General features: G+C 59.4%; 11 protein-coding genes and 2 tRNA genes. 7 read left to right on the forward strand and 6 right to left on the reverse strand.

The features are described from left to right. On the forward strand, positions 1 to 748 hold a 748-nt coding region (locus tag DQ405_RS13740), incomplete at its 5' end, for an IS5-like element ISPst5 family transposase (protein ID WP_168424744.1). Positions 749 to 1,730: 982 nt separating this feature from the next. Here DQ405_RS13740 and DQ405_RS13745 read toward each other — a convergent pair. The 3 genes from DQ405_RS13745 to DQ405_RS13755 all read right to left on the reverse strand — a co-directional run bounded on the left by DQ405_RS13745 (position 1,731) and on the right by DQ405_RS13755 (position 2,313). Next, a tRNA-Met gene (locus tag DQ405_RS13745) sits at positions 1,731 to 1,807 on the reverse strand. A gap of 174 nt (positions 1,808 to 1,981) precedes the next feature. Continuing rightward, a tRNA-Met gene (locus DQ405_RS13750) sits at positions 1,982 to 2,058 on the reverse strand. A 69-nt stretch (positions 2,059 to 2,127) separates the two neighbouring features. Next, positions 2,128 to 2,313: a hypothetical protein gene (locus DQ405_RS13755; protein WP_168424743.1), complete on the reverse strand. Its 186-nt coding sequence runs from the start codon at positions 2,311 to 2,313 to the stop codon at positions 2,128 to 2,130. Between the two features lie 165 nt (positions 2,314 to 2,478). On the opposite strand from DQ405_RS13755, the gene DQ405_RS13760 reads away from it, so the two are divergent. The 3 genes from DQ405_RS13760 to DQ405_RS13770 all read left to right on the forward strand — a co-directional run bounded on the left by DQ405_RS13760 (position 2,479) and on the right by DQ405_RS13770 (position 4,190). Further along, positions 2,479 to 2,802: a hypothetical protein gene (locus tag DQ405_RS13760; RefSeq protein ID WP_168424745.1), complete on the forward strand. Its 324-nt coding sequence runs from the start codon at positions 2,479 to 2,481 to the stop codon at positions 2,800 to 2,802. Between the two features lie 27 nt (positions 2,803 to 2,829). Next, on the forward strand, positions 2,830 to 3,132 hold the full coding sequence (locus DQ405_RS27500; RefSeq protein ID WP_241729997.1) for a hypothetical protein: 303 nt from the start codon (positions 2,830 to 2,832) through the stop codon (positions 3,130 to 3,132). Positions 3,133 to 3,215: 83 nt separating this feature from the next. Beyond that, positions 3,216 to 4,190, forward strand: coding sequence for a tRNA dihydrouridine synthase (locus DQ405_RS13770; RefSeq protein ID WP_168424746.1), 975 nt, complete (start codon positions 3,216 to 3,218; stop codon positions 4,188 to 4,190). On the opposite strand, the gene DQ405_RS13775 is transcribed toward DQ405_RS13770, so the two are convergent. After that, a complete protein-coding gene (locus tag DQ405_RS13775; protein WP_168424747.1) occupies positions 4,187 to 4,933 on the reverse strand; it encodes an SDR family oxidoreductase in 747 nt (248 codons plus the stop codon). The two genes, DQ405_RS13770 and DQ405_RS13775, sit on opposite strands and share 4 nt — an antisense overlap. Before the next feature lie 115 nt (positions 4,934 to 5,048). On the opposite strand from DQ405_RS13775, the gene DQ405_RS13780 reads away from it, so the two are divergent. Beyond that, positions 5,049 to 5,495, forward strand: coding sequence for an Hsp20 family protein (locus DQ405_RS13780; protein WP_168424748.1), 447 nt, complete (start codon positions 5,049 to 5,051; stop codon positions 5,493 to 5,495). Positions 5,496 to 5,544: 49 nt separating this feature from the next. Here the strand turns inward: DQ405_RS13780 and DQ405_RS13785 are convergent, their stop codons facing one another. Beyond that, positions 5,545 to 8,481 (reverse strand): EAL domain-containing protein, encoded by a 2,937-nt coding sequence (locus tag DQ405_RS13785; RefSeq protein WP_168424749.1) that lies wholly within the window; start codon positions 8,479 to 8,481, stop codon positions 5,545 to 5,547. Between the two features lie 114 nt (positions 8,482 to 8,595). Next, positions 8,596 to 9,462: a LysR family transcriptional regulator gene (locus DQ405_RS13790; RefSeq protein WP_168424750.1), complete on the reverse strand. Its 867-nt coding sequence runs from the start codon at positions 9,460 to 9,462 to the stop codon at positions 8,596 to 8,598. A gap of 183 nt (positions 9,463 to 9,645) precedes the next feature. On the opposite strand from DQ405_RS13790, the gene leuC reads away from it, so the two are divergent. After that, positions 9,646 to 11,073, forward strand: coding sequence for a 3-isopropylmalate dehydratase large subunit (leuC, locus tag DQ405_RS13795; protein WP_168424751.1), 1,428 nt, complete (start codon positions 9,646 to 9,648; stop codon positions 11,071 to 11,073). Positions 11,074 to 11,083: 10 nt separating this feature from the next. After that, entirely contained in the window at positions 11,084 to 11,731 is a 648-nt protein-coding gene (gene leuD / locus DQ405_RS13800; protein WP_168424752.1) for a 3-isopropylmalate dehydratase small subunit, read from the forward strand. Positions 11,732 to 11,762 lie beyond the last annotated feature (31 nt).

An 11,762-nucleotide genomic window follows, 5' to 3' on the forward strand; every position in this document is an offset into this window, starting at 1 on the left:
GGCGCTGTACGAGACCACAATCTTGCGCCAGTTTGCCGGGCTGAACCTAGAGCGTATTCCCGACGAAACCACCATCCTCAATTTCCGTCGCCTGCTGGAGAAGCACGAGTTGGCGGCCGGGATTCTGGCGGTGATCAATGGTTACCTGGGCGATCGGGGCCTGTCGCTGCGCCAGGGCACCATCGTCGATGCCACGCTGATCCATGCGCCGAGTTCGACCAAGAACAAGGACGGTAAGCGTGACCCGGAAATGCACCAGACCAAGAAGGGCAATCAGTATTACTTCGGCATGAAGGCCCACATCGGCGCGGATGCCGAGTCTGGCCTGGTGCACAGCGTGGTGGGGACGGCAGCCAACGTTGCTGACGTTACCCAGGTCGACAAACTGCTGCATGGAAAGGAAAACATGGTCGCGCGCGACGCGGGTTACACCGGCGTAGAGAAACGCCCGGAACATGAAGGCCGGGAGGTGATCTGGCAGATTGCGGCCCGCCGCAGTACGTACAAGAAGCTGAGTAAGCGCAGTGCGCTGTACAAAGCCAAGCGCAAGATCGAGAAATCCAAGGCCCAGATGCGCGCCAAAGTCGAGCACCCGTTCCGGGTGATCAAGCGCCAATTCGGCTACGTGAAGACACGCTTCCGTGGCCTGGCGAAGAACACCGCGCAGTTGGTGACACTGTTCGCGCTGTCGAACCTGTGGATGGCGCGCCGACATTTGCTGACGAATGCAGGAGAGGTGCGTCTGTAATGCGGGAAATGGCCGGCGCGAGGTGCTCGCGCCGGCTATAAATCCGGAAAGAGGGGATGATTTGATCGTTTTTTAGCCGAATCACCGTTTTGAAATCGGCAAGGGCTGGAGTCAGCCAGAAATACCTGGCTACTTCAGACCATCCTTAGAAAGTTGGCAATGCAGGAACTTCCCTTCGCCCACATTTCCCTGGCTATTATCTTATGCGCTTCGGTATCAACGCTACGGAAAATAGTATCCACGGTGTACCCCGATTTCAGATATTTGCAGAGGCGGTCATTAGGGGTTGTATAAGCGCGAAAGGAGTAATGCTCGCTCACTTATTCTGGGTTTAATTATCCACTATATAGTTGCCAGGTGATGCAGGCCTGATTATTTGAAGAACCCTTTCGTTAGGCAATGCTACCGCCACTGGCCAGTCCTGGCGCCAACCCTGGCAACTTCGTGAAGAACTTGTTCCGGCTAAATCTCGAATGTTCATCGCCTTTAGGCAAAGCTACCGCACTCGGCTGTAATACGAGATAAGCATAAAAAGTTGGGATTGGCACTTAACTGCAATACAAACGTGCATCCCTGCTTACGGCTCGGCTGCAAAACCCGATGTCTATTGGCTGCGGCTCAGGAAACGTCCTGTCTGAATTTTCTGAGACGTAGTTATCATTCAGAACGTGATGCTCGTCAAGATGGAGGGACACATTTTTTTACGCGTTTTTTGTTTGCGTTCCGTAATCCGCTGATAGTCAACGGAAATGAAAGGTTAGTTCGGATCGCCCAGGCTGGTAATGCTTTTATAATCTATCCATCTCATGTACTAAGCCGTTAGATCTAGCAAAAGCCTATATGAAAGGGAACGTATATTTGCGACTGGCGCGAACCGTTAACTACTTTGAGCGATGGGGTGAAGAAGCGACGCAGAATGCTTTTGAGAGAGCACCTAGGGAAACGAAAAAAGGCCACTCCTGAGAGTGGCCTTTTCCGTATTTGGTTGCGGGAGCCGGATTTGAACCGACGACCTTCGGGTTATGAGCCCGACGAGCTACCAGACTGCTCCATCCCGCGTCTGTGAGGCGGCATTCTACAGCCTGAGCTGCGTCTGTCAACCGCAGGCTGCCAAGAAAGCTTTTTTATTCAGATGCTTAGCGGGGCGACTCATCAATGGTGTCGTGGCGTATCGCATTGCCAGGGGCGCTGAAACGAAAAAAGGCCACTCCTGAGAGTGGCCTTTTCCGTATTTGGTTGCGGGAGCCGGATTTGAACCGACGACCTTCGGGTTATGAGCCCGACGAGCTACCAGACTGCTCCATCCCGCGTCTGTGAGGCGGCATTCTACAGCTTTCGGCCGTCCTGTCACGGCTTAATTGCGCAAAGCTTCTTTTTCTTCAAGCGCTTAGCGAAACGCTGATGCCTGGGGTCGTCTTCGCGGTTGGCCGCTGCCGGCAGTGAGGGGCTTCCGGGGTGGGCTTGTGATGATAACGCGCGATCCGCAACATTCCCCACAACATCGCGAAGGCTGCGGCGCCCCAGCCGATAACGATCAAGAGAATTACCAGTGCCGGTGTGATCATTGTTGGATTCCTTTCTAACCTGACAATCAACTGCTCTCTGCCAAGATGGGACCCCGGCCTTTGGTCAAGGGTTCCGCTTGCCATTGGTCGGCGACCAGGATCGACAGTGCACGGCTGGAGCGTCCAGCTGCCTAAAGACTGTCGCGACCCTGTAAAGGAGGAGGTATGCGGACTTATCTACTGATCGCGCTTGGATCCGTGGCCGGGCTCTTCGCGGTGACAGGCGTAGCTGCCGAGCCCATTGATCCTGCAGTTTCCAATGGCACTCAGTTGGCGCAGAACACTGGCGCCGCCGATCGCACCCTGGGCAATAGCTCCATGGGCCTGGGTGAAGGGATCAAACGGCTGCCCGAACGGCCCGACACGGATCGCGAGGAAGGCGAGGACCGGCGAACGCATAAGACCTATGACGAATCGGGTCACGGCGACAACGACACGGATATGGAGCATCGCCCGCGTCGGACCCTGAATGATCGAAACGACGATTGATCGACTCGATAAGAGCGGAGGAACGTGATGAACAGAATCCTGTTGTTGGGTGCTGGGCTGGTGTTCGTATCTGGTATCGCTGTGGCGGACGCTGATGGTGACCTGACCAATCCATCTACCACCGGTACCGAGGCAATGGAACAGCCAGCACCGCCGATTGAGGATGCGGGGCTGGACGAGCGAGACGATATGAACGACCGACCCGGCGAGGCGGGTGATGAGTCCGGGCTCGGTACGATGGGCACCGGAGCCACCGGCACCACAGGCGGCATGGGCGCAACGACCGGAACCGACACCATCGGAGACCGCGACGCCGAGACGGACCAGTAGCCCGCCAGGTGGCATGAACCGGGGCGTTCCTAAGCGCCCCTCGGCTCCGTACAATGCGGTCCTTTTTCGCTTGGGCCGTTCATATGCAGATTGCTTTGGCGCCGATGGAAGGGCTTGTGGATGAGATCCTTCGCGACGTCCTGACCGGAGTCGGTGGAGTCGATTGGTGCGTGACCGAGTTCATTCGCGTCTCGGATCGATTGCTGCCAGCGTCCAGCTTCCATAAGCTCGCGCCGGAACTCGATAGCGGCGCCGTGACTCGTGCCGGCACGCCGTTGCGTGTGCAGTTGTTGGGTTCTGATCCGCTTTGCCTGGCCGATAATGCCGCTTTCGCCTGTACGCTCGGTGCGCCCGCCATTGACCTCAACTTCGGTTGTCCGGCGAAAACCGTCAACAAGTCGCGTGGTGGTGCTGTGCTGCTCCGGGAACCCGAGCTGCTGCATTCGATTCTGCGGGAAGTGCGCAAGGCGGTACCCGCGCATATTCCGGTTACGGCCAAAATGCGGTTGGGTTTTGACAGTCCAGATGGCGCGCTCGACTGTGCCCGCGCACTGGTCGACGGTGGTGCCGAGCAGCTGGTGGTGCACGCGCGGACCAAGGTGGATGGCTACAAGCCCCCCGCGCATTGGGAATGGATCGCCAAGGTCCAGGACGTGGTCACGGTACCCGTGTTTGCCAACGGCGATATCTGGTCGCTGGAAGACTGGCGTCGGTGCCGCGAAATCAGTGGTGTCGAGGACATCATGTTAGGTCGCGGATTGGTCTGCCGGCCGGATCTGGCCCGTCAGATCAGTGCAGCGAAAAGCGGTGCAGCCGTCGAGCCGATGAGCTGGGAAGAGTTGCAGCCGTTGCTGGCCGACTTCTGGCTACAGGCGCGCCGCAAGATTTCTCCGCGCTATGCTCCGGGCCGTCTCAAACAGTGGCTGTCCATGCTCACCCGCAGCTACCCGCAAGCGGTTTCGCTGTTCGCCCTGTTACGGCGGGAGAACAATTGCGAGCGACTCGACGCACTGTTGGGCATCGACAGCAAGACGCCGGGTTTCGACGCGGCCATCTAGCGCCCGCCACTGACATCCAACAGAGCGCCGCTGATGTAACTGGCCTTTTCGCTGGCGAGCCAGAGAATCGCTTCAGCCACTTCTTCGGCCTCACCACCACGGCCCATGGGGACGCTGGCCTTGACGCGTTCAACGCGCCCGGGCTCACCCCCGCTGGCATGGATCTCGGTGCGGATCACCCCAGGCCGCACGGCGTTGACCCGAATACTTTCGGCAGCCACCTCCTTGGCCAGGCCAAGGGTCATGCTGTCGATCGCGCCTTTGGCGGCTGCGTAATCGATGTATTCGTTGGGTGCGCCGAGTTTCGCTGCGATCGACGAGACGTTGATGATAGCCCCGCCGTCTCCGCCGTAGCGGGTCGACATGCGTTTCACTGCCTCACGCGCACAGAGAAAACTGCCGGTCACGTTGACTGCGAACACCCGCGCCAGCCGCGCCGCATCCATTTCGTCCAGACGCATCTGGCGCTCCAGCATGCCGGCATTGTTGACCAGCACGTCGAGCCTGCCGAACTCGCCATCGATCGCGGCGAATAGGCTCGCGACTTGCGCCTCGTCAGCAACGTCGGCGGCGATCGCGATGGCTCGGGTGCCGTTACGTTGAAGCTCTTCGAGCAGTTGCTGTGCGGCGTCCTGGCGGTGGTGGTAATTCAGACACAGCGCATAGCCTTCGCTCGCTGCAAGCCTGGCAGTGGCGGCGCCTATTCCTCGGCTGGCACCCGTGATCAGCATGACTCTGGACATAGAAAACTCCGACGAACGGTCTTGAAAATCAACGGGCGGTTCCTATTTAGGGCATCACAGGATGCCGAATTCGGGTCCTGGATGAACCACTCGCTGAATATCAGGAGATAGCAAGATGACTAGTTTTTCGATGGCTCCGCTGTTTCGCCAGTCCATTGGCTTCGATCGTTTCAATGATCTGTTCGAGTCGGCTCTGCGCAACGATGCGAGCAGCTCGTTTCCACCTTACAACGTGGAAAAGCACGGCGATGATCAGTACCGCATCATCGTAGCAGCCGCCGGCTTCCAGGAATCCGATCTGGACTTACAGGTTGAACGTGGCGTACTGACCATCAGTGGCGGCAAGCGCGAGAACGGTAGTGACAATGTCACCTACCTGCACCAGGGCATTGCCCAGCGTGCCTTCAAGCTGTCGTTCCGCCTCGCCGACCATATAGAGGTCAAAGGCGCGGCGCTCAACAACGGCCTGTTGAGTATCGCACTCGAACGCGTCGTGCCGGAGGAGGCCAAGCCCAAGCGCATCCCGATCAACGGTGAGCAGCTGGCGCTGGAAAAGGCCTGATCTGCCTAGTGGGGCGTCGTAAGGCGCCCTCCGCTGATGACGAACCCCGCTACCCGGCGGGGTTTCGTTTTTCAGGTTCAGTCATTGCTGAGCGGTCGTCTGTATGGCGTCTCAGGAGGTGAGTGAACTCGGTCAACGGCAGCGGACGGCTGAATAGATAGCCCTGATACAAATGGCATCCCTGCAGCTTCAGTAGTTCGAGCTGCGCCTGTTGCTCGACACCTTCGGCGATCACCTCCAGCCCGAGGCTCCGGGCCATCGCAACGATTGCACGAATGATCTCGACGTCATTGGGGTCATCCAGCGCGTCTCGAACGAAAGACTGGTCGATCTTCAGCAGATTGATCGGCAGGCGCTTCAGATAGGTGAGTGAGGAGTAGCCAGTGCCGAAATCGTCCATCGCAAAGCTCACCCCGTGTCGGCAGAGGCGGCGCATTTTGGCGATGGTGTCGTCCAGGTTCTGAATCACGATGCCTTCGGTGATTTCCAGCTTGATCATCTTGTATGGAAGCCCGGCGGACTTCAGCGCCTCCAGGATGCGTTCGACAAATTCGTTCTGACGGAACTGGCGCGGGCTGATGTTGACGCAGAGGCTGAAGGTGTCGGGATGTACAAGCCCGCCGGCTAATAGCGAAGCCCCGATTCGGCAGGCTTCCTTTATCACCCAGTCGCCGACTTCGACGATGAGGCCGCTTTCTTCCAGTACATCGATGAACTGGGCAGGCGAACGCATGCCATGTTCCGGGTGCTGCCAACGCAGGAGGGCCTCGGCCCCAATCACTGCACCCGAACGCGCGTCTACCTGGGGTTGAAGATGCAGTTCCAACTCGTTGCGCTGCAGCGCCAGGCGTAGTTCGCTCTCCAGCATCAGGCGCGCACTAGCGGCCTCCTGCATCGTCGTACGAAACAGCTGGATGGCGTTGCGTCCGGCATCCTTGGCCCGGTACAGCGCAATGTCGGCCCGCTTCAACAGGTCGGCCGGGGTGTCGCCGTGGTCCGGCATCAAGGCAATGCCGATGCTTGGGGTGACCTGCAGTCGGTTGCCCTCGAAGACCATGGGCTCGGCGAGCAGGGTACGCAACTTTTCAGCGACCTGACGAACATGGCGTGTCACCTCCGAGCGCTTGCCGGTCAGCCCGGTCAACAGCACGACGAACTCATCGCCACCGAGGCGGGCGACGGTGTCCTCTTGGCGGGTGCTGGCTTCGAGGCGGGCGGTGATCATCTTCAGCACGGCATCGCCGACAGGGTGTCCGAGCGAGTCGTTGATGTGCTTGAAGTGGTCAAGATCGAGAAACAGCAAGGCGCCACGCAAATCGTGACGTTTGTGTAGCGCAGTCTGCTGGGTCAAACGATCCATCAGCAGTGCACGGTTGGGTAGGTTGGTCAGTGGGTCGTGATAGGCCAAGTGTTGAATCTGCGCGTGAGCGGCCTTCAGCTGGCTGATATCTCGTGCTGACAACAGCAGGCAATCAACGTTGTTGAGCTCAATCGGCTCGACCGACACTTCTATGTGCTTGGGTCTGCCATATCGATCCTGGCCAACCATCTCCCAGTTGACTACGCGACCATCGCGCTCCAACAGTGCGAGCAGCTCCTCGCGTTGCGCGCCGGGCCAGACGCCCAGTTCGGCGGAAGTCCGACCGATGGCCTCCTCTGGACGGTAGCCGGAGAGGCGGTGGAAGCCCTCGTTGACCTCGATGAAACGCCCCGTGCTGCGCTCGCTGATGATGATGGCGTCGGGGCTGGAGTGAAATGCTGTCGCGAACTTGGCTTCGCTGACTCGCAGCGCCGCCTCGGCCTGCTGCCGCTGGGTGATGTCGCGAAAGGTCGTGACGATGCACAGTTGCCGATCGATTCGGATGAAACGGCTTGAGATCACGCAGCTGACGCACTGACCGCTCTTGGTGCGAAACTGCGCCTCAGCGTTTTCCAGGCGTTGATCGCGAGTCAGCTGCTGATAGAGCGCCTGTCGCTGTGCCTCGTCGCGCCAGATTCCCACTTCGGGGGCTGAGCGACCTGCAATTTCACTGCCCTGCCAGCCGAACACGGCGCTGAAGCTCGGGTTGATGTCGATGAAAACGCCATCGCGAATGCGCGACAGCGAGATGGGATCGGGGCTGCCCTGGAACAACGCCGAGAATTTGGCTTCGGATGCGGCAAGGTGTTGTTCGCGAACAACCCGCTCGGTGGCGTCGATGATGATGCCGGCCATCCGCAGCGGCTCGCCGTGTTCATCACGGTACAGTTTGGCGGTGCTTTCGAGATGCCGTGCCGTGCCGTTTGGATGCGCCGCCTGGTAAGTAGCCTGGTAGCTCTGGCGTCGCCCCGCGAGCAGGTCGCTGTAGGCGTCGCGCATGGTCTGCCGGTTGTCGGCCGCGACACTGCGGAAAAACTCGCGAAACGATCCGTCGAAAGGTCCGTCGACCATGCCATGCAGTTCAGAAGCCCGAGCCGAGGCATAGAGTCGATCGTCGGGGATATGCCACTCCCAGTGGCCCAGTTCGGCCGAAGCCAGCGCCAGTTCCAGACGCTCCTGGCTGTCCTCAAGGGCTTGGGCCTGGACGCATTGCTCGGTGATGTCGCGAACGATGCCTACCCATATCGAGGGTTCGATGTCGCTGTTCTGCTGCTGGCCTTCAACCTCTAGCCAGCGCTCGCTCGAGTCCGGCCAGCGTACGCGGTGGCGAAAGCGTAAACGAGGCTCGCCGCCCTTGGTCGTGGAGCGGACGATGGCCTCGATCAAGGGGCGGTCTTCCGCCGCGATGAGGCTCAGGTAAAAATCCTCGGTAACTTCGACGAGTGGCTCGGTGAGTCCGAAAAGCCGGCCGGTGCCGAGGGACCAATGCACGACGCCGCATTGAGGATTCCAGGACCAGACGCCGAGTCCGGCATCGTCGAGTACCGACAGCAGGCGGGCGGCATCCTGCCAGGGCGTCGCTGCTTCGTAGGCACTGGCGTCGTGTGGCGGCTCAGGAGGTAGCATGAGCGGCCTCGATCAGGTAGATCAACAAAGCGCGGATTGATCGCATGGGATTTTGGATGACCTTATTGTTATATCCCGAACTTATCCGTTGCTAATGGCGAAGTGCAAGTGCGGTTAGTCGGCGTCCAGCAGGGACATGAAAGCCTTGGCCGCATTCGATAGGGTGCGTTCGGTATGCGTGATGTAACCGAGCTCCCTTGACAGTTGGATTCCCGGCAGGGGTAGGCGCACCACCTGTTCGTCGAGCATGGTGCGGGGCAGCACGCTCCAGGCGATGCCGATGGATACCATCATTTTGATCGTCTCCATGTAATTGGTGCTCATCGTGATATTCGGCGTAAGGCCCTCGCGCTCGAACAGCCGATGAGCGATGTGGTGGGTGAAGGTGTTACCGCCGGGGAATACCGCAGGATAGCCGGCAATGTCCGCCAGACTGATACCGGCCTTTTGCGCCAATGGATGTTCAGGCGCCACGACGAAATCCAGCGGATCGTCCCATACCTTGCTGGCACGCACCGGCGCCGCCGTTTGCGGTGCCAAGGTGATCACTGCGAGTTCGGCGCGGCCATGCAGAATTTCTTCGTAGGCGATTTCCGAATCAAGAAAGCGGATATCTAGATTCACGCCCGGGTAGGCGCGGGTGAACGCTCTCAGTAATGGCGGCAGGCGATGCAAGCCGATGTGGTGGCTGGTCGCCAGGCACAACCGCCCGCTGACGTCACCGTTGAGGTTGGTCAGCGCGCGACGAGTGTCGTCCAGTACATTGAGTATCTGGTAAGCGCGGGGTAGCAGCGCTCTGCCAGCTTCCGTCAAGCTGATCTCGCGCCCCAGGCGGTCGAATAGCCGAACATTCAGCTGTGATTCCAGCGTCGCCAGCCGTTTGCTTACAGCAGGCTGAGTCAGGTGAAGCCGCTCGGCAGCGAGAGAGAAGCTGCCCATCTCGGCGATGGCGATAAAGGCGTTGAGGCTGGCGAGGTCCATCGGCTTGGCTCCGGGCGGGTCGGTTTGGCGCAGGTTTGCGATCAAGCCTGAACAGAATAAATCCATTCCATTATGGAATGCATCGAATGAAAAATATGAATTTGAGTAATTCGACGCGAGCCCATAGGATCAACCTCATAAGCAAAAGGGCTATTGCCCAACGTACTGATGAGGAAACGTCCGATGGCCGGCAAAACGCTCTACGACAAGCTTTGGGAAATGCATGAGGTCAAACGTCGCGATGATGGCTCATCGCTGATCTATATCGATCGTCATATTCTCCACGAAGTGACCTCACCCCAGGCGTTCGAGGGGCTGCGGCTGGCGGGTCGGAAGCCATGGCGCGTCGATGCAAACATCGCGACCCCGGATCACAACGTGCCGACTACCAAGGGCGAGCGTCAAGGTGGCCTGGAAGCCATCGCCGACGAGGTCTCGCGTATCCAGGTGCAGACACTGGACGAGAACTGCGATGACTTCGGCATTCTCGAATTCAAGATGAACGACGTTCGCCAAGGCATCGTTCATGTCATTGGGCCGGAGCAGGGCGCGACCTTGCCGGGAATGACGGTGGTCTGTGGTGACTCGCATACCTCGACCCACGGCGCATTCGCCGCGCTGGCCCACGGCATCGGTACCTCCGAAGTCGAGCATGTGCTCGCCACCCAGTGCCTGGTCGCCAAGAAAATGAAGAACATGCAGGTGCGCGTCGAGGGCAAGCTGCCGTTCGGCGTCACCGCCAAGGACATCGTGCTGGCTGTGATCGGCAAGATCGGCACCGCCGGTGGTAACGGCCATGCGCTGGAGTTCGCCGGCAGCGCTATTCGCGATCTGTCCATGGAAGGGCGCATGACCATCTGCAACATGTCCATCGAGGCCGGCGCACGCGTGGGTATGGTGGCGGCCGACGAGAAGACCATCGCCTATGTCGAGGGACGCCCCTATGCACCCAAGGGGGCCGACTGGGAGCATGCGGCGGCGGTCTGGAAGGACCTGGTTTCCGATGAGGATGCGGTATTCGATACCGTTGTCGAACTGAAGGCCGAAGAGATCAAGCCGCAAGTGAGCTGGGGCACCTCTCCAGAGATGGTCCTGGCAGTCGATCAGAGCGTGCCGGATCCGGCCGTCGAGGCTGACCCGGTCAAGCGCGACTCCATCACCCGTGCGCTGAAGTACATGGGCCTGAGCGCCAACCAGCCGATCACCGACATTCAGCTCGATCGCGTTTTCATCGGCTCCTGCACCAATTCGCGCATCGAAGATCTACGCGCTGCCGCCGAGGTGGCCAAGGGGCGCAAGGTCGCCGCTACAGTCAAACAGGCGATGGTCGTACCGGGCTCGGGGCTGGTAAAACAGCAGGCGGAGGCGGAAGGGCTGGACAAGATATTCCTCGAAGCCGGTTTCGAATGGCGCGAGCCGGGTTGCTCCATGTGTTTGGCGATGAATCCGGACAAGCTGGGCAGTGGCGAGCATTGCGCCTCCACCTCCAACCGCAACTTCGAAGGCCGCCAGGGAGCTGGTGGCAGAACGCATCTGGTGAGCCCTGCGATGGCTGCCGCCGCTGCCGTAACCGGCCGTTTCATCGACGTACGTGAACTGATCCAGGCCTGAGGAGACCGACATGAAAGCATTCACCCAGCACACCGGTCTCGTCGCGCCGCTCGATCGCGCCAACGTCGATACCGATCAAATCATTCCGAAGCAGTTTCTCAAGTCGATCAAGCGCACCGGCTTTGGTCAGAACCTGTTCGATGAATGGCGTTATCTGGACGTCGGGCAGCCCAATCAGGACTGCTCGAACCGTCCTCTGAACCAAGAGTTTGTGTTGAATTTCCCGCGCTACCAGGGCGCCAGCGTGCTGCTTGCCCGCGAAAACTTCGGTTGTGGTTCGTCCCGCGAACACGCGCCCTGGGCTCTCGAGGAGTACGGCTTTCGTACGATCATCGCGCCGAGTTTTGCCGATATCTTCTATAACAACAGCTTCAAGAATGGCTTGCTGCCGATCGTGCTGAAGGAGGACGAGGTCGACGAGCTGTTCGAGCAGGCCGAGGTGAGCGAGGGTTATCAGCTCACCGTGGATCTGGCAGCGCAGACCGTTACCCGTCCGGACGGCAAACGGTACGGCTTCGAGGTCGATGCGTTCCGCAAACACTGCTTGCTCAACGGCTTGGATGATATCGGCCTTACGCTGCAGGACGCCGACGCGATCAAAGCGTTCGAGACCCGTCACCAGCAGAGCCAGCCGTGGCTGTTCGGCGCGATCAAGTAGGCTGAAATTACCAAGTAGGGTGGGCTTCAGC

This window comes from Pseudomonas sp. SST3 (genome assembly GCF_003325755.1).

Excerpts from the sequence above, each read along its gene's own strand:
- DQ405_RS13755 (WP_168424743.1), bottom strand. The coding sequence starts at position 2,313 with ATGATCACACCGGCACTGGTAATTCTCTTGATCGTTATCGGCTGGGGC.
- DQ405_RS13760 (WP_168424745.1), top strand. The coding sequence starts at position 2,479 with ATGCGGACTTATCTACTGATCGCGCTTGGATCCGTGGCCGGGCTCTTC.
- DQ405_RS27500 (WP_241729997.1), top strand. The coding sequence starts at position 2,830 with ATGAACAGAATCCTGTTGTTGGGTGCTGGGCTGGTGTTCGTATCTGGT.
- DQ405_RS13770 (WP_168424746.1), top strand. The coding sequence starts at position 3,216 with ATGCAGATTGCTTTGGCGCCGATGGAAGGGCTTGTGGATGAGATCCTT.
- DQ405_RS13775 (WP_168424747.1), bottom strand. The coding sequence starts at position 4,933 with ATGTCCAGAGTCATGCTGATCACGGGTGCCAGCCGAGGAATAGGCGCC.
- DQ405_RS13780 (WP_168424748.1), top strand. The coding sequence starts at position 5,049 with ATGACTAGTTTTTCGATGGCTCCGCTGTTTCGCCAGTCCATTGGCTTC.
- DQ405_RS13785 (WP_168424749.1), bottom strand. The coding sequence starts at position 8,481 with ATGCTACCTCCTGAGCCGCCACACGACGCCAGTGCCTACGAAGCAGCG.
- DQ405_RS13790 (WP_168424750.1), bottom strand. The coding sequence starts at position 9,462 with ATGGACCTCGCCAGCCTCAACGCCTTTATCGCCATCGCCGAGATGGGC.
- leuC (WP_168424751.1), top strand. The coding sequence starts at position 9,646 with ATGGCCGGCAAAACGCTCTACGACAAGCTTTGGGAAATGCATGAGGTC.
- leuD (WP_168424752.1), top strand. The coding sequence starts at position 11,084 with ATGAAAGCATTCACCCAGCACACCGGTCTCGTCGCGCCGCTCGATCGC.